The 21137-nt window shown below is 36.9% G+C and carries 25 protein-coding genes; all 25 read left to right on the top strand.

The features are described 5' to 3' along the window. Positions 1-7 precede the first annotated feature (7 nt). The 25 genes from fliG (at position 8) to LJD61_RS00240 (ending at position 21102) form a co-directional block, all read left to right on the top strand. Positions 8-1024, top strand: a complete 1017-nt coding sequence (fliG, locus tag LJD61_RS00360) for a flagellar motor switch protein FliG (protein WP_255225517.1) — start codon at positions 8-10, stop codon at positions 1022-1024. After that, positions 1017-1763, top strand: a complete 747-nt coding sequence (locus LJD61_RS00355; RefSeq protein WP_255225516.1) for a FliH/SctL family protein — start codon at positions 1017-1019, stop codon at positions 1761-1763. The genes fliG and LJD61_RS00355 overlap by 8 nt, the downstream gene beginning before the upstream one ends. 2 nt (positions 1764-1765) lie before the next feature. Beyond that, a complete protein-coding gene (fliI, locus tag LJD61_RS00350; RefSeq protein ID WP_255225988.1) occupies positions 1766-3079 on the top strand; it encodes a flagellar protein export ATPase FliI in 1314 nt (437 codons plus the stop codon). Positions 3080-3094: 15 nt separating this feature from the next. Further along, positions 3095-3529, top strand: a complete 435-nt coding sequence (locus LJD61_RS00345; RefSeq protein ID WP_255225515.1) for a flagellar FliJ family protein — start codon at positions 3095-3097, stop codon at positions 3527-3529. A 13-nt stretch (positions 3530-3542) separates the two neighbouring features. Next, the gene (locus LJD61_RS00340; protein ID WP_255225514.1) at positions 3543-4172 is read left to right on the top strand and encodes a MotE family protein; all 630 of its coding nucleotides are present in this window, start codon (positions 3543-3545) and stop codon (positions 4170-4172) included. Positions 4173-4201: 29 nt separating this feature from the next. Next, a complete protein-coding gene (locus LJD61_RS00335) occupies positions 4202-5614 on the top strand; it encodes a flagellar hook-length control protein FliK (protein ID WP_255225513.1) in 1413 nt (470 codons plus the stop codon). A gap of 12 nt (positions 5615-5626) precedes the next feature. After that, a complete protein-coding gene (locus LJD61_RS00330) occupies positions 5627-6229 on the top strand; it encodes a flagellar hook capping FlgD N-terminal domain-containing protein (RefSeq protein ID WP_255225512.1) in 603 nt (200 codons plus the stop codon). A 20-nt stretch (positions 6230-6249) separates the two neighbouring features. Then, a complete protein-coding gene (locus tag LJD61_RS00325) occupies positions 6250-6642 on the top strand; it encodes a TIGR02530 family flagellar biosynthesis protein (RefSeq protein ID WP_255225511.1) in 393 nt (130 codons plus the stop codon). Positions 6643-6723: 81 nt separating this feature from the next. Beyond that, a complete protein-coding gene (locus LJD61_RS00320; protein ID WP_255225510.1) occupies positions 6724-8163 on the top strand; it encodes a flagellar hook protein FlgE in 1440 nt (479 codons plus the stop codon). 54 nt (positions 8164-8217) lie between these two features. Further along, positions 8218-8424, top strand: coding sequence for a flagellar FlbD family protein (locus LJD61_RS00315; RefSeq protein WP_255225509.1), 207 nt, complete (start codon positions 8218-8220; stop codon positions 8422-8424). A gap of 22 nt (positions 8425-8446) precedes the next feature. After that, positions 8447-9238 (top strand): motility protein A, encoded by a 792-nt coding sequence (locus tag LJD61_RS00310; protein WP_255225508.1) that lies wholly within the window; start codon positions 8447-8449, stop codon positions 9236-9238. Positions 9239-9241: 3 nt separating this feature from the next. Then, on the top strand, positions 9242-9964 hold the full coding sequence (locus tag LJD61_RS00305) for an OmpA family protein (protein WP_255225507.1): 723 nt from the start codon (positions 9242-9244) through the stop codon (positions 9962-9964). Between the two features lie 18 nt (positions 9965-9982). Beyond that, complete coding sequence (locus tag LJD61_RS00300) at positions 9983-10414, top strand: flagellar basal body-associated FliL family protein (RefSeq protein WP_255225506.1); 432 nt, start codon at positions 9983-9985, stop codon at positions 10412-10414. A gap of 16 nt (positions 10415-10430) precedes the next feature. Then, positions 10431-11426 carry a flagellar motor switch protein FliM gene (gene fliM / locus LJD61_RS00295; protein WP_255225505.1) on the top strand — a complete coding sequence of 332 codons (996 nt, stop codon included), beginning with the start codon at positions 10431-10433 and terminating at the stop codon, positions 11424-11426. Next, positions 11419-12504 carry a flagellar motor switch phosphatase FliY gene (gene fliY, locus LJD61_RS00290; RefSeq protein WP_255225504.1) on the top strand — a complete coding sequence of 362 codons (1086 nt, stop codon included), beginning with the start codon at positions 11419-11421 and terminating at the stop codon, positions 12502-12504. Before fliM ends, fliY begins: the two co-directional genes overlap by 8 nt. 33 nt (positions 12505-12537) lie before the next feature. Beyond that, on the top strand, positions 12538-12900 hold the full coding sequence (locus LJD61_RS00285; RefSeq protein WP_255225503.1) for a response regulator: 363 nt from the start codon (positions 12538-12540) through the stop codon (positions 12898-12900). A gap of 4 nt (positions 12901-12904) precedes the next feature. Next, positions 12905-13345, top strand: a complete 441-nt coding sequence (locus LJD61_RS00280) for a flagellar biosynthetic protein FliO (protein WP_333783028.1) — start codon at positions 12905-12907, stop codon at positions 13343-13345. Then, positions 13338-14096, top strand: coding sequence for a flagellar type III secretion system pore protein FliP (gene fliP, locus LJD61_RS00275; protein WP_255225502.1), 759 nt, complete (start codon positions 13338-13340; stop codon positions 14094-14096). Before LJD61_RS00280 ends, fliP begins: the two co-directional genes overlap by 8 nt. A 16-nt stretch (positions 14097-14112) precedes the next feature. After that, positions 14113-14382, top strand: a complete 270-nt coding sequence (fliQ, locus tag LJD61_RS00270) for a flagellar biosynthesis protein FliQ (RefSeq protein WP_255225501.1) — start codon at positions 14113-14115, stop codon at positions 14380-14382. 4 nt (positions 14383-14386) lie between these two features. Next, positions 14387-15172, top strand: coding sequence for a flagellar biosynthetic protein FliR (fliR, locus tag LJD61_RS00265; protein WP_255225500.1), 786 nt, complete (start codon positions 14387-14389; stop codon positions 15170-15172). Between the two features lie 5 nt (positions 15173-15177). After that, complete coding sequence (flhB, locus tag LJD61_RS00260; RefSeq protein WP_255225499.1) at positions 15178-16263, top strand: flagellar biosynthesis protein FlhB; 1086 nt, start codon at positions 15178-15180, stop codon at positions 16261-16263. A 13-nt stretch (positions 16264-16276) separates the two neighbouring features. Further along, positions 16277-18307 carry a flagellar biosynthesis protein FlhA gene (gene flhA / locus LJD61_RS00255; protein ID WP_255225498.1) on the top strand — a complete coding sequence of 677 codons (2031 nt, stop codon included), beginning with the start codon at positions 16277-16279 and terminating at the stop codon, positions 18305-18307. After that, positions 18307-19506 (top strand): flagellar biosynthesis protein FlhF, encoded by a 1200-nt coding sequence (gene flhF, locus LJD61_RS00250; RefSeq protein ID WP_255225497.1) that lies wholly within the window; start codon positions 18307-18309, stop codon positions 19504-19506. The genes flhA and flhF overlap by 1 nt, the downstream gene beginning before the upstream one ends. Then, positions 19487-20413: a MinD/ParA family protein gene (locus LJD61_RS00245; protein WP_255225496.1), complete on the top strand. Its 927-nt coding sequence runs from the start codon at positions 19487-19489 to the stop codon at positions 20411-20413. The genes flhF and LJD61_RS00245 overlap by 20 nt, the downstream gene beginning before the upstream one ends. 11 nt (positions 20414-20424) lie before the next feature. Next, complete coding sequence (locus LJD61_RS00240) at positions 20425-21102, top strand: flagellar brake protein (RefSeq protein WP_255225495.1); 678 nt, start codon at positions 20425-20427, stop codon at positions 21100-21102. Positions 21103-21137 lie beyond the last annotated feature (35 nt).

Below are 21137 nucleotides of genomic sequence, written 5' to 3'. Positions count from 1 at the left end.
TGATAGCATGAGCAGGACAAGCAAAGGACAATATAATGGTTTACAAAAAGCCGCTATTTTGCTCATAGCAATAGGTCCGGATAAATCTGCCCAAGTGTTTAAGCATTTAAAAGAAGAAGATATAGAGCAGCTGACTCTTGAAATTGCCAATATGAGAACTGTCGCTCCTGATGATAAAGAGGCTGTTTTAGAAGAGTTTTATCAAATATGCTTAGCTCAGGAATATATATCAGAGGGCGGAATATCTTATGCAAAAGAAATATTGGAAAGAGCATTGGGAAATCAGAAAGCCTTGGATGTGATAAACAGATTGACTGCTTCTCTGCAGGTAAGGCCTTTTGATTTTGTAAGAAAGGCAGATCCGGCTCAACTTCTGAATTTTATACAAGGTGAGCACCCGCAGACTATTGCATTGATTTTATCTTATTTAAAACCGCAGCAAGCATCTGCAATATTATCTGCCCTTCCACAGGAAAAACAAGCCGATGTGACCAGAAGGATTGCTATGATGGATAGAACTTCTCCTGAAATAATAAAAGAGATAGAAATGGTTTTGGAGAAAAAATTATCTTCTATGATAAGCCAGGATTATACCGTAGCTGGAGGAATACAGTCTGTTGTTGACATACTGAATTCAGTGGATAGAGGGACAGAAAAGAATATTATGGAGACATTGGAGCTTCAGGATGTAGATTTAGCCGAGCAAATCAAAAAGAGAATGTTTGTATTTGAAGATATCATCACCTTGGATAACAGATCAATTCAAAGGGTTATCAGGGAAGTTGAGAATGGAGATTGGGCTCTTGCATTAAAGAGTTCCAGCGAGGAAGTATCGAGGACAGTTTTCTCCAATATGTCAAAACGATTGGCAGAGATGATAAAGGAAGACATGGAATTTATGGGCCCTGTTAGGTTGAGAGATGTAGAGGAAGCACAGCAAAAGATTGTAAATATTATCAGAAAGCTTGAGGACACAGGAGAAATTGTAATATCAAGAGGCGGAGGCGATGAAATAATTGTATAGGATATACAAATCTGAAAAAGTCAGCATCGGCACGCCAAAGCCGCTGGTAAACAAGAGTGATGATATATATATCAACCCTATTAAGGAAAATATGATTACCAATGATACAAATCCAAGTGATGAGTACGATAATATTATAAGGAACGCCCGGCAAATGTACGCAAGCATAATTGAAGATGCCAATAACGAAGCAAAAAAAATTGTTGAACAAGGCTATGCTGAGATAGAAGAACTTAAAAAAGAAGCATTAGAAGACGCATACGGGCAAGGTTTTGATAAAGGCTATAAAGAAGCGAAAGAGGAAACTCAGGCTGTTATTGAAGAAGCAAAAATTATAAGGGACTATCTTGATGAGAGAAAAGGCTATATATATAGAGAAGCAGAGCAAGAAGTCGTTCAAATAATATTGGACTTATCAAGAAAGATAATTGGCGATGAAATACAGCAAAATAAGGATTTGATCATATCTCAAATTAGGCTGGCATTAGAAAAATGCACATATAAAAACAAGGCCACAATCAAGGTAAGCAGTGAAGATTACCCAAATGTACTTGTAAATAAAGGCGTTATTGAATCATTAGTTGAGGGTGTCTCAGAGGTAGAAATTATTGAAGATAAGTTTTTAAAGAAAGGTGATTGCTTAGTAGACACGCCGTCTGGAGAAGTTAACTCCAGCATAGATCTACAGCTTGAACAATTAAAAAAAGCCTTTGAATTTGCGCTGAGGAATGAGTGGTAGATTTGACCAAGCTTGATTTATCAAAATACAAAAAAATTATTGAAACAAAAGACTTTGTAAGATATAGCGGAAGAGTATCCCAGGTCATAGGACTTACCATTGAGTCAATAGGACCTGCCGTAAATTTAAATGAACTTTGCGAAATAATCAATATAAAAGATAACTGCCCTGTTTTGGCGGAGGTTGTAGGTTTTAAAGGAAATATTGTAAGTTTGATGCCTTTGGGATCCTTGGATGGAATAGGACCCGGAAGCCAGGTTGTAGCAACGGGAAAAAGCATGCATGTTCCTGTCGGCAATGGTTTATTAGGACGGATTCTTGATGGATTAGGGCAACCCATAGATGGGAAAGGTACTATTGGAACCAGTACATTATACCCCATATACAATGACCCGCCGGATCCCCTGCAAAGGAAAATGATTAAAACTCCTTTGGCTTCCGGCATAAAAGCAATAGATGGATTATTAACTATTGGAAAAGGGCAAAGGGTAGGGATATTTGCCGGAAGCGGTGTAGGAAAAAGTACTCTCGTTGGTATGCTTGCAAGAAATACGACTGCCGACATTAATGTAATTTGCTTGATCGGTGAAAGGGGCAGAGAGGTCAATGAATTCATTGAAAACGATCTGCAAAAAGACGGACTGCAAAGATCCGTAGTTGTTGTTGCTACTTCCGATCAGCCTGCCTTAATAAGATTGAAAGCAGCCTATGTTGCAACTACTATAGCTGAATATTTCAGAAATCAAGGCAAAGATGTTATGCTTATGATGGACTCCTTGACAAGGTTTGCTATGGCTCAAAGGGAAGTCGGACTATCTATAGGAGAACCTCCCGTATCCAGGGGCTTTACTCCATCTGTATTTTCAGTGCTTCCTAAGCTTTTGGAGAGGACAGGAACTTCAAGCAAAGGCTCGATTACGGCTTTTTATAGCGTGTTAGTTGACGGAGATGACATGAATGAACCAATAACAGACACAGTACGCGGAATATTAGATGGTCATATTGTGCTGTCCAGGGCTCTTGCAAGTAAAAATCATTATCCTTCTATTGATGTATTAGGAAGCATCAGCAGATTGATGCCAAATATAATATCAGATCGCCATAAAGAATTAGCAAGTGAAGTTAAAAGGATACTATCTATATATAAAGATTCGGAAGACTTAATAAATATAGGGGCATATCAGAAGGGGAGCAATAAAAAAATTGATCATGCCATAGAAAAAATTGATGGTATAAACCAGTTCTTGATTCAGCCTACACAAGAAAATGTAGGATTTGAAACTTCTATTGATATGATGGAGAGTATTATATGTTAGGTGATGATATAGTCTATGTATAAATTTAAGTTTCAGAAGGTTTTGGAGTATCGTAAAAGTATAGAAGATCAAAAGAAAAATACATTGAGTCTTTATAATAAGAGATATTTAAATGCCAAAGAAGATCTAGACAACTTAAATCACAGCTTGCAGTACAGCAATGATATGCTGGAGCAGCATGTAAACAGCGGTGTAAGCATTAATGAATTGAGAAGCATGCATGAGGAACAGAAATATTATAGAGAAGGCATAAGGAATAAAACAAAAGTGCTCATCAAAGCAGAGGAAGATATAAAACAAGGCAGATACGAATTGATGAAAGCTATGCAGAATAAGAAGACTATGGAGAGATTAAAAGAAATATATTACGATGAGTATCAATACGATGAGCAGCGTAAATTTGAAAAGCATATAGAAGAAATCATATCCTTTAAAGAATGTGATAAATAACGGAGGTAAGGAAATGCAGCAGGCTGAGACAAAAAAGAATCTGAAGAGTACAAGCAAAAATTCGAGGCTGCAAAACTTCTTTCTTATATTAATAATAATTTTTCTGACTGCGGTAATCGTTATCGGAGGGATATTATTTTTTGATATCGGGGGCGCAAAACCCATGTTATTGAGGAAGCTTTCGGCATTGCCTTTGCTTGGAAATGTAATAAAGCCCATTGCTGAAAATAAAACTCCGCAAGAGATTGAGTTGGAGCTATTGGAGGCCAAGAAAAATGATATAGATATCAGAGTTAAACAGCTCGATGAGAAGGGAAAAGCCCTTGAAGAAAGAGAAAAAGCCATAGAAACCAAAGAAGAGCTGCTGGCTGAAAAAGAAGCTCAATTAAATGATAGACTGGATAAATTAAATACCAGTTTGAGCAGCATCATGGAACAGGTTGAATATTTAGAGAAAATGGAATCATCAAAGGCTATGCAGATATTATCCAACATGGAAAGCAGAAGTACAGTAGTCCAGATACTAAGAAATATGAAGAAAGAAAAGAGCAGCTCTATATTGATGCTGATGGACCCTCTGCAAGCGGCTCAAATATTAGAAGAAATAGCTAAACCGGAGACCTCTGACATATTGAATGATTGATTTATATAATACGAAAGGAGGTGATAATATTGAATTACGTAGAATTGATGAGTTTTACTAAGGGCGGGCTCAATGGTTTTAAGACAGATTTAAAGCCTAATTCAACCTCTGGCAGCTCTGGCTACGGTCGAATCATGGAGAAAGCCATCATGCGGAGAGAGAATAAAGAAGTGCTCAAAGACATGGATAAACCTAAAAGCCAGCTTGATTTCAAATCAATGAGCAAAGAAACTGTGGTGAACCAGCGGACGGTCGATGAGGAAGGCATCAAGCCTGAAAACTTGAAAGATGCAGTACCGTTAGAAAGCTTGCTGGAAGATGGAAATGAGGATGTAGAAAAAAGTGAAGCAGAATCTCTATTAGCAATGCTTTCAGGGATGTTAAACCTTAGTACGCAGGATATAGAAAATATTGGGCATATTCTGAGAGATTCATTAAGCGGTGCTGAAAGCGGTAAAACCTTTAAGGCTTCAGCGATAGACGACATTCGTAATCTTCTTCAAGAAAATACTATGCTGAGCAAAGACGAAATAGAAAATGCAATTGGACAGCTGGAAATCGGGAAGCATAAGTTTATTGCAGCCCAAAATGCGATGGAAGAATCAGACCCGGACAAGCCCCAATTAAAAAAGATTGATGGATTGACCGAGGGCAAAGAGATACATAAGTTAACATCGACTGATTCGCCAGTCCGGGCTTCTAAAGTTCCGGCATCTGCAAAAGCAGAAGCAAAAGAGCCCTTGCTGGCTACCGAGGTGACGGATAATGGCGGTGCAAGTGATAAAGTTGATAATCATGAGCAAAAAGATAGGAGCAGCCATGAGGAGCCAAAAATTATTGCGGACCGAGTGATAAAAAGGCCTGAATTTGTAGAAATACTCAGTTCGAAAAACAAAACAAATGCAGCTTTGGGTATTGAATATATTGGGGCTGATGAGAAAAATCATAAGATCGCAGATGATATAAAGCCTGCTGCGAAGAACCTTGAATATCTGGGAAGGCCGCAAAGCATAAGTAAAGAAGAGCTCTTAAGTCAAATTGCTGAAAAATATAAAGTGGTTCATACTCAAGATGCATCAGAAATAAGAATCCAATTGAAGCCTGATTCCTTAGGAAAGCTGACCATCCGTTTAATAATGGAAAAAGGAGAAATGACAGCAAAGTTTATTGCAGACAATCACAGTGTAAAGGAAGTTATTGAGTCTAATTTCTCTGAACTGAGGGATGCTCTGAGTCAAAAAGGCATCAATATTCAAAACCTCAGTGTATCAGTAGGACAGCAGGGTAAATGGCAGTATGAAAATCAGAATTTTAAAGCATGGAAAAATAATATAAAAAGAAGCCAATACATTGAAAGCAGTGACTTGGAGGCGGCAGCAAGCGTTTTAGACTATGACAATCCTTATAACGTAAGCGACGGACTTGTAGATATAAAGGTTTAGGAGGTGGAACAAATGGGAGTAAACGGTGTAACCAATATAGCGGGGACAGCTAATAGCAAAGTAAAAGAATTTAATGATTCATTGAATAAAGATGCCTTCTTAAATTTGCTGGTTACCCAGCTGAGATACCAAAACCCGTTGGAGCCGATGGATGATAAGGAATTTATATCACAAATGGCCCAATTTTCAAGCCTTGAGCAGGCTCAGAACACAAACAAAATTACAAAATTAAATTCAGCCTATAATATGGTTGGAAAAATTATTACTGCAACTATAAGTGATGAGACGGGAAATTTGAAAGATATCGCGGGGATTGTTGATAGTGTGAGAGTCAAGGGCAATGAGGCTTATTTGGTGGTAGATTCAAAAGAAGTTCCTTATGAGTCTGTCAATGAGGTTACAGATGTCATTACCTCTATTGAGCAAAATCAGCTGATGCTTCAAAATATTCGCTTTAGTATGGCTTATAGCATGCTTGGAAAAAATATTAAAGCCAAGCAGGACAAAGTTGAAATTGAAGGCAAAGTAGAAGGCCTAAAGAGCGTAAACGGAAGCATTAAACTGATCGTCGGCGAATATGAATTATCTTTGGAAGAAATATACGAGGTCAGATAAAAACCTGTTGAGGTGATACTATGAACGATTTTAAGGTAAATATAAACCAGAATATTATAGCTATTCCAAAGACTAATAGGATCAATATTCAGGACAAGCCAAGGACTCACGGAAACAGCAGCTTTGGAACAATACTTGAGGGACAGATCAAGCAACAAGAAAGCATTAAATTTTCAAAGCATGCCCAGGAGAGATTGATTGCACGAAATGTGGAATTGACTCAGGAAGACATAGCTAATATAGATAAGGCAGTAGAGAAAGCTGCAAGAAAAGGTATAAAGGATACCTTAATACTCCTTGGCAATACCGCATTGATAGCCAATGTGCGGAGCAAGACAATAATAACGGCGGCAACGGAGGATACTTTAAAGGATAATATATTTACCAATATTGATGGAGCTATAATCATATAAGCCGGACCTTTTAAAGGAGGCTTATCCCTTCTGAATGACAGACGAAGGGGAAGAAAGCATAAATAGGAGGTCGATTATACTATGATGAGATCAATGTTTTCAGGTGTATCGGGTCTTAGAGCCCATCAACTGAAAATGGACGTTATAGGCAATAACATTGCCAATGTCAATACCGTTGGATTTAAAGGACAAAGGGCTACCTTCCAGGAGGTATTCAGCCAGACCATCAAAGGCGCAAGCTCTCCCCAGCTGGGAAGAGGCGGTACAAATCCGCAGCAAGTAGGCTTGGGTATTTCTCTTTCATCCATTGATACCTTCCATATCAGAGGGTCTGCTATGAGAACGGACAATCCAAGCGATCTGGCTATTAACGGAGACGGATTCTTTATATTGTCAAACAGCAGTGACTTTTTAAGCAGGACCTATACCAGAGCAGGCAATTTTACTCTGGATGAGGACGGTAATTTGGTTGCTTCAAATGGCTACAGAGTATTGGGCTATATGGAAGATGAAGGCAAAAACCCTGCCCCCGACGGCTCTACGGTATTGAGGGGAGTTATGGAAGGCCTGGTAATATCCAAGTCCAAGTCCTTCGCTGCTAAGGCAACAGATAAGGCAACCATGGCGGGCAATCTGGATAATAACCTGAAAAGAGTGCCAAGGTTTGAAGATGATGGTACAACTATAACTGATCCTGCCGACTTTATAGAAGTAGATGATGCAGATAAAAGTTTAGTCTTTAAAGGCGGAGTGAAGCCTAGAGAGACTACCTCTGTATTTTATGACAGCTTAGGCGGAGAGCATAAGGTTAAGTTTACTTTTGTGCGCGGTGTGAAAAATGATGGAACCGAAGCTGGTGATAACGATTGGGTTGTTATAGTACAAAATCTTGAAGACAAAAGCTTCTTTGATAAGGACGGAAATCCAGTGGTTATTCCTTCACCATATGATCCTACGGTATTGCCAGATATTATGCTACCAATTAAATTTAAGCCGGATGGAGAGCTATTAATAGGTGGCGCTGACACAATTCACGAGCTCAATCTTAAAATGGCAGGCAAGAATGGTGCAGGACCTTTTGATGTAGATGTAAATTTCGAAGGCTTGACCCAGTTTGCCAATGAATCAACCGCTTCAATAACCAACAAAAGCGGATATAAGCAAGGCTATCTGGATACCTTCAGCATCGGGCCATCAGGCGAAATAACCGGAATTTTTACAAACGGACAAAGCAGGATAATAGGACAAGTTGCTCTTGCGGGATTCAAAAATCCTGCCGGCTTAGAAAAAATCGCGGAAAATATGTACCAGGTTTCCTCCAACTCCGGCGAAGCTATATACGGGCTCCCCGGCAGCGGCGGCTTAGGGGCTTTGAACCCAGGCACCTTGGAAATGTCTAATGTTGATATATCAAGGGAATTTACGGAAATGATCAGTACGCAAAGAGGCTTCCAGGCCAATTCACGAATTATTACTACGTCCGATGAAATGCTTCAGGAGTTAGTAAACATGAAGAGATGATGCGGTATAGTCCCTGGGCTTTGCCCAGGGACTATATAAAAAGGATGTGAATAAATGATTAAAGTGACAAGATTAAATGGAAAAGAGTACTATATAAATTATGATCTAATTGAAACCATAGAAGAAACGCCAGATACGGTAATGACTTTGAGAGACGGAAAAAAATATGTAGTTCTTGAAAATGCCGAAGAGATCATACACAGAATTATTGACTTCAAAAGAAAAGTATTTACAAATGAAAATATATTAATAAAAGATTAAGCTTGAAAAGAGGTGCAGACTATTGGACATAGCATCCTTTGCCGGTTTGGGTCTGGGACTATTTTGTATAGTATTTTCAATACTTGGCAGTGGAAATCTAATGGGGTACATAGATTTTGATTCTGTAATAATAACCTTTGGCGGTACATTCGCCGCTGTAGTTTTTGCCTTTCCCTTCGATAGCCTTATGGAAGCCATGAAATCGGTAAAGTACGTTTTTATTTATAAGCAAAAAGATTCAGATGACATAATAAAATCCATAATCGATTTAGCAAATATAGCAAGAAAAGAAGGTTTGCTTGCTTTGGAGGAAGCTGCTATGCAGCTGAAGGATGAATTCTTGCAAAAAGGCATTATGCTTATTGTAGATGGTACAGATCCCGAATTGGTAAGGAACATCCTGGAGACTGAATTAGCTTTTATTGAGGACAGGCATAAAGGAAACCAAAGTGTTTTTGAAACCATGGGAGCCTTAGGACCGGGCTTCGGAATGATCGGAACATTGATAGGTTTGATCAATATGCTGGCAAATCTCAAGGATCCTTCTTCAGTCGGACCTAATATGGCAGTAGCGATTGTTACCACTTTCTATGGATCTATGATAGCTAATTTATTTTGCACTCCGGTAACAAATAAATTAAAAATTCGAAGCTCACAAGAAATTCTCATAAAAGAAGTCATGCTTGAAGGCATGCTTTCTATTCAGGCCGGTGAGAATCCAAGGATAATAGAAGAAAAACTGAAGGCCTTTTTATCTCCGAGAATAAGAAAGAATCTGAAGGATACGAAAGAGCAAAATGAAGGAGTAGAATAAAATATGGCAAGAAGAAAAACAGAGGATATTAAAAAAGGTGCTCCGGAATGGATGTCCACGTATGGAGATCTGGTAACTTTACTGCTATGTTTTTTTGTTCTGCTATTTTCTTTTTCAACCATTGATAATAACAAGTTTAAAGCTATTATACAGTCTATGCAAGGCTCATTGGGAGTTTTGGATTCCGGTACTGTTGTCAAAATGGAGCCTTTGATCAACACCTTTCCCGGAGATACAAATGATGAAGAAGAAGAATTTAAAAAAATAAATGAACAGGTGAATGACTTTATCAGAGAAAACAATCTGGAAAAAAGTGTTACTCTTGTACTTGATGAAAGGGGCCTTCTGATAAGATTATTGGATGCTACGTTATTTGATTCAGGCAAGGCCGAGATCAAGGATGAAGCAAAATATATTATAGAGAAGATATCGGATGTGATAAAGGAAAGCGGCAAGAGCATTAGGATCGAGGGACATACGGATAATGTTCCCATTAATACCGGTAAATATCCTTCAAATTGGGAGCTCTCTACAGCGAGAGCCGTCAATGTGCTTAAATACTTGATAGAACTGAAGGATATAGAGCCTTGGAGGCTATCGGCCGTGGGATATGGAGAGTATCATCCCATCGACACAAATGATGCAGTAGATGGCAGACAAAAAAATAGAAGAGTAGACATCATGATATTAAAAACAGAAACGAATGGCATAGGACCTGACCAATAACAGAATGGAGGGTTGAAGTTGGAAAACAAAAAAACGCTGCTCATAATAGTTATAGCTTTATTGATATTTATCATTATTGCTTCTGGGTTCGGGTTATATTTTATCATTAATAGTAACGCAGAAAAAGAAGATCTTCTAAAGGTTGATAAAAAGATTATAATGTATTCTTTTGAAGATTCATTTATAAGCAATGTAAAAGATAGTAAAAGGATATTGAAAATTACCATAAAGGTAGAGCTTGCAAATTCAAAAATAGAAGATATTATTACGGCTAGAAACCCGGAGATAAGAAATGAAATAAATTTGATACTTCGGGAGAAAAACGAAGAAGATTTGAGTGGATCGGAAGGCCAGCTCAAGCTTCAGACGGAGATATTAGAGGCTTTAAGAAAGCTACTCAAGACAGAGAAAATATTAAATGTATATTTTGACGAATTCATAATTAATTAGCAGGAGGTGACAGCATTTGACTGAGGTATTGTCTCAAGGTGAAATTGATGCTCTGCTAAATGCGTTAAAAACCGGAGAACTAGACGTAATGGAGATTTCAGACGAGAAGGAAGAAAAAAAAGTAAGACCATATGATTTTAAAATACCTAATAAATTTGCCAAGGATCAGTTTAGAACCTTACAGATGATACATGATAACTTTTCCAGGCTTTTACAGACATATTTATCCGGTTATTTAAGATCTTTAGTTCAGATAGAGGTTGTATCAGTAGATCAGCTTACCTATTATGAGTTTAGCAATTCTATGCCGAATCCTTCTACGCTGGGTATAGTTGATTTCCTCCCCCTGAGTGGTTCAATATTAATGGAGATCAGTCCGAGTGTCACATTTGCTATGATAGAAAGGATACTTGGAGGAACCGGGCAGGCCTATGAGAAAAATCGAGTTTTTACTGAAATAGAGCTTACTCTTATGGAAAAGATTATAAATCAGATTTTAAATTTGTATAAGGAGCCATGGAAGAATGTATCTGAGATAAAGCCTAAACTAAAGAAAATTGAGACCAATACGCAATTCGCCCAGGTAATGTCGCCAAATGAAACAATAGCTTTAATAACATTAAATGTAAAAATAGGAGCTGTTGAAGGAGCTATGCATATATGCATACCGCATATTGTAATAGAGCCTATAATCGAAAAGTTAAGTACAAAATTTTGGTTTTCAGGAGTGACAAAGGATATTTCAGTCAATGAAATACATAATCTGGAGCGAAGGATTGAAAATACATTCTTGCCCCTGAATGTCGTGTTAGGAAAGTCTTTTTTGAATGTTAAGGATGTTTTAAATTTGCAAATCGGGGATGTCATTCTGCTGGATAAATCTTCAAATGAAGAACTGGAAGTCTTTGTTGGAAACAGATTGAAATATTATTGTTATCCGGGTTTGAAAAAGAATAAAGTTGCAGTAAAGATTACAAGAATTGAAAAAAAGGGGGATGAGGCAGATGAGTGATATGCTTTCACAAGAAGAAATAGATGCGTTATTAAAAGGAAACAATGAAGATAATTCCCCTCTTACACCGGAGGAAATCGATGCTTTAGGGGAAATAGGCAATATCAGTATGGGCACTTCGGCAACAACTTTATTCACTCTATTAAATAATAAAGTTACTATTACTACTCCAAAGGTAAGCGTGATGACTTGGGAGGAATTAGTGAGGCAATACCCGCTCCCTTACGTAGGAGTAGAGGTTAAGTACACTGAAGGCTTCAGGGGTACTAATCTGCTGATATTGAAAGAAGATGATGTTAAAACCATTACTGACCTTATGATGGGCGGTGACGGACATAACATAGGCGGAGAGATTAACGATCTGCACTTGAGCGCCATTGGTGAGGCTATGAATCAGATGATAGGTTCATCCTCAACCTCATTATCCAGCATGTTCAATAAGAGCATTAATATTTCTCCTCCAAAAGCATTCTCAATGAGCTTTAAGGATTCAAAACCGATGAATTTCAGCTTTAATGATTCCATTGTAAGAGTGGCTTTTAAAATGGAAGTGGAAGGTATTCTAAATAGTGAGATAATGCAATTGATCCCTGTTGATTTTGCAAAGCAGATGGTTAAAGAGCTTCTGCATCCATCGTCCAATGAACCACAGGAAAAAAAGACTAAAAAGAAGGAAATACCAGATGAAAGTCGAATAGTAGATAAAAGTATTCCCCAGGATGTGATGCATGAGGTGAGTGGGAATAAACCTGATAAAAATTCAATAAATGTTCAGCCTGTTCAATTTGAAGCTTTTGATCAAGATAACAATATTAGTGATAAAGAAAATATTGATTTAATAATGGATGTTCCCCTTGAAATTACTGTCGAATTAGGCCGAACAAAAAGGCTGATAAAGGATATCTTGGAATTTGGTCCGGGAACAGTTGTCGAGCTTGACAGGCTTGCTGGAGAACCGGTAGATGTTATTGTGAATGGAAAGTTTATTGCAAAAGCAGAAGTAGTAGTTATCGATGAAAGCTTTGGAGTACGAATAACCGATATTATCAGTCCTAACAAAAGGCTGAAGAAATCATAAAAACTATATTAGCATTAACTAGGAGGATTTAAAATGGCGAATGGGATATTAATTGTAGATGATGCTGCATTTATGAGAATGATGATAAAGGATGTTTTGTCTAAGAATGGGTTTTTAATAGCCGGGGAGGCCGAAAACGGTGCCAGGGCCGTAGAAAAATATAAGGAATGCAACCCGGAACTGGTAATCATGGATATTACAATGCCCGAAGTAGACGGGATTCAAGCTGTGAAAGAGATAAAAAATATAAATCCCTCAGCGAAAATTATAATGTGTTCGGCTATGGGCCAGCAGGCTATGGTCATAGAGGCCATTCAAGCCGGTGCAAAGGATTTCATTGTTAAGCCTTTCCAGGCGGAAAGAATAATTGAAGCGGTGAAGAAGGTATTGGGTTAGAATTATGAATGCCTATAATGAAACAAGTGTGTTTATGGGTTTTTTTAAGCTAATTTTTATTTTAATAATTTTCTTGATGATTTTGGGTTTAAGCTATTATTTTACCAAATTTATTGGGAAAAAGTTTACTGGTAAGAATAGGCTGATGAAGCATATTGAGACACTCTCCTTTGGAAATGATAAAAACCTGCACATTGTACAGATTTGCGGCGAATTTTATTTAATATCAAGCTCTCAGCGGGGCGTATGCTTATTGGAGAAATTATCAAGTGATTTATTGAAGGATTCATCCTTTGATATGAACCGGAATTCGGAGCCTATTGATTTTGACAGTTGCTTAGATGATAGCTATGAGAATATTGACGTATACAAAAATAGGTATAGTATTAAGCAAAACCTTGAGAAGCTTAAAAACATTGCCAAAAGGAATAAAACTGATGAATAGAAAAGATTTTAAGAAAATAATATTTTTAATTATAACTTTATTGCTTATAAGCAGCAGCATATATGCTGAGCCTACTTTCCCTATACCTAACATTGATTTTAATGTAAAGGCAGCGGAATCACCCCAAGAAGTAGCTTTAAGCTTGCAGATATTATTCATTCTTACAGTTTTATCATTGGCTCCTTCTCTGTTGATAATGGTGACTTCTTTTACCAGGATAATCATTGTATTGTCCTTTACGAGAAGTGCAATAGGAACTCAGCAAATGCCGCCTAACCAGGTATTGATAGGACTTGCGCTGTTCCTTACATTTTTTATCATGTCTCCCGTTATTACAGAGATCAATGAAACCGCTATAAAGCCATTTACAGAAGAGAAGATAAGCCAAGAAGTTGCTATTAAGAATGCTGTAGAGCCTGTAAGGAATTTTATGTTTAAGTATACTAGAGAAAAGGATCTGGCCTTGTTTTTAAAGCTTGGGCAAATGGACAGTTCAATGAAGCTGGAGGACATACCAACTAAAGTATTGATTCCTTCTTTTATTATAAGTGAATTAAAGACAGCCTTCCAGATCGGCTTTTTTCTATATATACCTTTTTTAATCATCGATATGGTTGTTGCCAGTACGCTTATGTCAATGGGTATGATGATGTTGCCCCCTGTTATGATCTCCATGCCGTTTAAAATATTGCTGTTTATTATGGTAGACGGATGGAATTTGATAGTAAAATCTTTGTTATTAGGTTTTTAGCTAAAGAGGTGTTTTTATGGAACAAAGCATCGTAATGGATGTAGCACAAAGAGCTATTACTGTGGCAATAATGATATCCGCACCAATTTTAGGCTTAGGTTTAATAGTAGGACTGTTGATCAGCATTATACAAGCTACCACACAAATACAAGAACCGACGTTATCCTTTATACCAAAGCTGATCACTATTTTTATCACACTCATTATATTTGGCCCCTGGATGGGAAATATGATAACAGAGTTTACCATAAGCCTATTTGAAAATATCCATACTTTTATAAGGTAGAAATATGAGTGAAATAACAGAGTTATTTATAAATAAGTTTATCATATATCTTTTGGTGCTTGTGAGGATGACTTCATTATTTGTAATAAGTCCAGTATTCGGAAGGCAAAATATGCCTTCTTATTTAAAAGTCGGACTGGCTGTATTTTCTACTTTTACGATCGCTCCCCTATTTGGAAACGTTGCGATAGAATACACCAGCCTTATTGATTTCAGCATCATTGTTTTTAAGGAGTTTCTTGTGGGGGTTATTATTGGATTTGTCAGCTATATGGTATTTGCAGCCATGTTTGTTGCAGGACAGATGATTGATGCGCAAATTGGATTTGGGATGGTCAATGTGCTGGACCCCCAGAGCAATATTCAAGTTCCTCTTGTAGGAAATTTCTTATATATATTTGCCATCTTAGTGTTTTTGCTTGTTGACGGACATCATATTTTATTTTCTGCTCTGGTTAAAAGCTATAATGTTGTGCCAATAAACAGTTTTTTACTTACCGAAAGCCTTGTAAATAATCTTGTTACAGTGTTTGTTGAAACATTTTCCATTGCTTTAAAGATTGGATTTCCAATTATTGCAGCTGTTTTGATCTCTGAGGTTGCTCTAGGTATATTATCTAGAACTGTTCCTCAAATGAATGTATTCATAGTTGGTTTGCCTATGAAAATTGCTTTGGGACTTTTAGCATTATTGCTTATTATGCCTGGCTTTTCCAACACTTTAGATTATTTGTTTGAGCGTATGTTTGCTTACATTAGCATTATTATCCAGAGCATGGCTAAAGGATGATTGATTTGCGCAGATTTGTTATAAACCTTACTCTTTTCTCGGAGGAAAAAACTGAGAAAGCCACGCCTAAGAGGAGAAGAGAAGCACGGGAAAAAGGGCAAGTAGCTAAAAGCAGAGAAGTAGTTTCAGCTGTTTTGTTATTGTTAATGTTTTGGTGTATTAAAACACTATCAGGATTTATATATGATAATTTAGCTTTTATCATGAATAAATTCCTTACTATATTCAGCAATGTTGATGGGCTGTATGAAGCAAAAAATTTGCATAATATTTTTATTCAATCGGTGTGGGCGTTTATGGTAATCATCTTTCCTATCTTAGGAGTAGCTGCATTGGCATCGCTTATAGCGAATTATTTACAGGTTGGTTTTATTTTTTCTTTTAAACCGCTGACACCAAATTTTAATAAGCTCAACCCTTTAGAGGGGATTAAGAGAGTGTTTTCTAAAAACTCTCTGGTAGAATTGATTAAAGCATCTTTGAAAATATTGCTGATTGGTTATTTCATATATGACTTTTTAAGAGATAATTATCTGATGATTTCTAAATTGATATATATGGATATAAATTCTTCTGTAAGCTTTATAGGAAATGCAATAATTACCATAGGAATGAGAGCATCCGCAGTCTTGTTGGTCTTAGCAGTGTTTGATTATGGTTATCAATTATGGGATTTTGAGAAGAACCTTAAAATGTCAAAACAAGAAATTAAGGAAGAATACAAGCAGGTTGAAGGTAATCCTCAAGTCAAATCAAAGATAAAAGAAAAGCAAAGGCAATTATCATTAAGAAGAATGATGGCAGAGATACCTAAAGCGGATGTGATAATCACAAACCCCACTCATTATGCAATAGCAATAAGATATGATTCAGAAATTTCTGATGCCCCTATTGTTATAGCTAAGGGAAAAGATTTAATTGCACATAGAATAAAGGATGCGGCTAAGCAGTCCAATGTGCCTGTTGTTGAAAATAAGCCTTTAGCTCAAGCATTATATAAGACAACAGAGATTGGCCAGCAAGTACCTGTTGAGATGTATCAGGCCGTTGCTGAGCTATTGGCATTCGTATATAGTTTAAAAAATAAGTAGGAGGAAAACAGCTTTGTTTAAATTTGGAGATATAATAGTTGCCATAGCAGTGATTGCGATAGTATTATTGATTATCATTCCCATACCTACTTTTTTGATGGATTTATTGCTGACAATAAATATTTCTTTGTCTCTTATAATTTTAATAATAGCGATGTATATAAAGGAACCTCTGCAATTTTCTATTTTTCCTTCATTGCTCTTAATAACGACCTTGTTTAGGTTGTCATTAAATATTTCTTCAACCAGACTGATTCTGGGAAATGCTGATGCAGGGAATGTTATTGAAGCTTTTGGTAATTTTGTTATAGGAAGCAACTCCATCGTTGGTATAATAATATACCTTATTATTGTAGTTATTCAGTTTATGGTAATAACAAAGGGTGCTGAAAGGGTTGCTGAAGTATCAGCCAGGTTTACCCTGGATGCTATGCCCGGAAAACAGATGGCAATAGATGCGGATCTGAATTCCGGGTTGATCAGTGAGGGAGAAGCTAAAGATAGAAGAAAGAAAGTTCAAAGAGAAGCGGATTTCTATGGTGCCATGGATGGAGCGAGCAAATTTGTAAAGGGAGACGCAATAGCAGGTATAATCATTACTATAATCAATATTTCTGCCGGCTTTGCAATCGGTATACTTCAAAAAGGCATGGAAATGACAGAGGCGGCAGCAATCTATACCAATCTTACTGTTGGTGATGGTTTGGTCAGCCAGATACCTGCTCTTTTGATTTCTACAGCCACAGGTATAATCGTTACAAGAGCCGCATCAGAGTCAAATCTTGGAAATGAGATGATCAAGCAGTTGTTTTCCCAGCCAAGAGCGCTCTATATCGCCAGCGGAGTATTGATTATATTAGCTTTTACAGGCTTGCCGCCTTTACCTAATATAATTCTTTCCGGATTGTTGTCTTTTATGGCCTACACCCTGCAGAAAACTATAAAAGAAGCTGAGATGGAGCAGGAAATAAGGGATCAGGGCAACGAAGCAGATGAAATCAGAAAGCCTGAAAATGTAATGTCACTGTTGCAGGTAGATCCGATTGAACTGGAATTTGGATACGGCATATTGCCTCTTGTCGATGCAAACCAAGGCGGTGATTTGCTCGATAGGCTCGTTATGATAAGAAGGCAATGTGCTTTAGACCTGGGAATAGTGGTTCCGATCATAAGACTTAGAGATAACATTCAATTGAAGCCAAACGAATATGTAATAAAAATAAAGGGTACAGACGTAGCAAATGGAGAAATAATGTTTGACAACTATCTAGCTATGAATCCCGGCACTGCTGAAGGCGATTTAGACGGCATAAAGACAGTGGAGCCTGCTTTTGGTTTGCCCGCCGTATGGATTAACGAAAGCCAAAGGGAAAAGGCGGAAATGATGGGTTATACCGTTGTGGATCCTCCATCGATCATTGCTACCCATTTAACAGAGGTGATTAAAGCTCATTCGGCAGAATTGTTGGGAAGACAGGATGTGCAAAAGCTTTTAGATAATATAAAAGAATCTTATCCGGCTTTGGTAGATGAGGTACTGCCTAAGATACTGAGCCTTGGAGAAATTCATAAAGTGCTGACCAATTTACTGAAGGAGAATATATCGATAAGAGATTTGGTTACTATAATGGAAGCTTTGGCGGATTATGGAGTTCTGACAAAAGATACAGATATGCTTACAGAATATGTAAGGCAATCTATGAGCAGGGCAATAACAAAAAGGTTTATAAATAACAAGAAAGTAAAAGTTATAACCCTGGCTCAGGAATTGGAACAGACTATTGTTGACTCTGTTCAGCAGACGGATTATGGTTCATATATATCTATTGATCCTCAAGCAACACAAAGCATTGCAGCAAGTCTTATGAAGGAAATACAAAAATTTATGTCGATAGGTGAGCAGCCATTGATATTGACGTCACCAATGGTGAGGATGTATTTTAAAAGGATAGCCGAAGGAGTTGCTCCAGGCCTTATAGTATTATCTTATAATGAAATAGATCCTTCAATTGAAGTTCAATCTATTGGGATGGTGAGTATTTAATGAAAGTTAAAAGATATATTGGAGATACGGTACAAGAAGCTCTGCAAAAAGTGAGAACTGAATTGGGCAAAGATGCTGTTATTATCAACACCAGGAAAATAAAAAAAAGAGGGCTTAAAGGCCTATTCTCCAAACCTATTATTGAAGTGGTTGCAGCGGTTGATGATTATGAAAGAAGCAGCCCGAACGAAAGAAAGGATATTAAGGAATACAGCTCAGGCATAAGAAGTGAGAGCTTGGTGAACAAGCCGGAATCTTTTAAAGAAAGCATGAACAGCATAAAGAATTCATATTTAAACAATAGCAATGAAACCAAGAGCATGGAGCAAGAGTTTAATGAAATAAAGAGCATGTTGAACAAGGTATATAAGGTAATAAAGCTGGATGAAGACAGTATATCAGATATTGCTAAGCAATATATCCTGAGATTAAGAAATGCAGAAGTCGATGAAGAAATTATAGAAAAGCTTAAGGATAAAATTGAAAAATTGACAATGGATTTACAAAGCAGCGAAGACTTTATAAGAAATTTTATCCATAATACATTATTGGACCTTATTACTTTAGAAAATGAGAATGTTGACACAGAACCCAAAAAGGTTGCTGTTTTCATAGGGCCTACCGGTGTAGGGAAAACCACGACAATGGCAAAGCTTGCGGCGCTATATACATTGACGAAAAAGAAAAAGGTCGGTTTTATTACTTCTGATACATATAGGATCGCTGCAGTTGAACAGTTAAGAACTTATAGCGATATAATAGGAATTCCATTGACTGTTGTATACTCACCGCAGGAATTTGCATCTGCGGTTGAAAATTATAAGGAAGAGGATATCATAATGGTAGATACTGCAGGAAGAAGTCATAAGGATAAGTATCAGTTAATGGAATTAAAGCATCTTTTAGATTCCGATATAGAAAGTCAGGTATATTTAGTGATCAGCGCTGGAACAAAAATGTCGGATTGCCGGGATATACTGAACAGTTATAGCTTCCTTGAAGATTATAAATTGCTCTTTACAAAACTCGATGAAACCTCCAGCTATGGAGCAATAGTAAATCTCTCTTATATGACAAAAAAGCCTTTATCATATTTGACATATGGTCAAAGTGTGCCTGATGATATAGAAGTTGCAGATAAAAGCAAAATAATCAATTCTTTGTTAGGTGATAAATTATATGAAGGATCAAGCAGGTAAATTACGGGATATTGTTGAAAAGCTTAATAGTAAGGGAGGTCTTAATAACTCTTTTGATGATTCTGATATATCAAAGGATTTTATAGATAAATCTAAAAAAAATGCCAGAGTAATAACTATTACCAGCGGTAAGGGCGGAGTAGGAAAAACCAATATAACAATAAACCTTGCGATAAAATTGTCTCAGTTAGGGCTTAGAGTGATAATAATTGATGCAGACTTAGGTCTGTCAAATGTTGATGTTGCTTTAGGGATTATCCCTAAATACAATCTTTCAGATGTTATAAATTATAGAAAAGGTATTTATGATGTTTTAGAGGAAGGTCCTAATGGCGTAAGATTTATTTCTGGCGGTTCAGGTTTACGGGATCTGATAAAAATTACAAATGAGCAATTAGCCCATCTTCTCGTTGAACTCGGGAAGCTGGATGAAGAGGCAGATATAATTTTTATTGATACTGGCGCCGGCGTATCTGATCAAGTGCTGAGTTTTATTTATGCGGCTAAAGAGGTTATAGTAGTGACGACTTCAGAACCTACTTCCATCACTGATGCTTATGCTTTGATAAAAATTATATCTCAAAAGGATAAAACTAAAGATGTAAAGCTATTATTGAATAGGGCAGAAAATTCTAGGGAGGCAGCCAATATTTTAGACAATTTATGCGATGTATGCTCAAGATTTTTAGGACTATCGGTTAAAAAATTGGGATATGTGTCCAACGATGTCAATATACCAAAAGCAGTAAAAATGCAGCAGCCTTTTGTTATATCATTTGAGGGATCTGAAGCCTCTATCGATATTTCTTTAATTGCAGAAGCTCTAGTTGATATTAAAACTAATAAACATGATAAAGGATACGGCATCAGATTATTTGTAAATAAGCTAAAGTGGTTTTTTAGCTGATAAGAGGGGTGGTGGTTCTTACGGTATCATTGAATAAATTCTTTAGTATTGGAGATAAAGTGCAAGTAAAAACAATAGGTAAGGAAAATTCTTATTCATATGCAAGCCAGGTAGCAAATATTGAAAATGATGATATCATAGAAATACTTTTTCCTATGTATAAAAGGAATACCATATATATTTTGAACGGAGAAAGAATAGAGCTAATAATAAATAAGCAAGATGCTGTTCTTGAGTTCTCAGCAGTTGTTATTGACAAAAATTATGAAAGCATACCGGTTTTAAAGCTCAAGATAACATCTGAACCTAAAAGAGTTCAAAGAAGAAATTTCTATAGGCTAAAAATAGTAAAACCTATTAAATATAGAGTTGTTTCTCAAATAGACAGCGATGAAGAAATCCCTGAGTACGACGAAGGAATTTTAACAGATATAAGTGAAGGCGGCATTATGTTCTATGCCAGAAAAGAGATGGATATAAATAATTTGCTGGAATTGGAGATGGATTTTGAATCTGATACCACGATGAAGCTCAGAGCTGTAATAGTGCGGAAGCAGTACAATATAGAAAAATCTCATTTATATGAATATGGAGCAAGGTTTAAGGATCTGGGAAAAGCAGATAGTAAGGTACTTACAAAGTTTATTTTTCAGGAACAGAGGAAGCTGCTAAAAAAAGGATTGATATAATCCGTGCTATTCACCATGCATTACTATTAAATTGC

Source organism: Lutispora saccharofermentans, assembly GCF_024363565.1.
Taxonomy (GTDB): Bacteria; Bacillota; Clostridia; order Lutisporales; family Lutisporaceae; genus Lutispora; species Lutispora saccharofermentans.
This window is presented reverse-complemented; position numbering and strand designations above follow the sequence as displayed.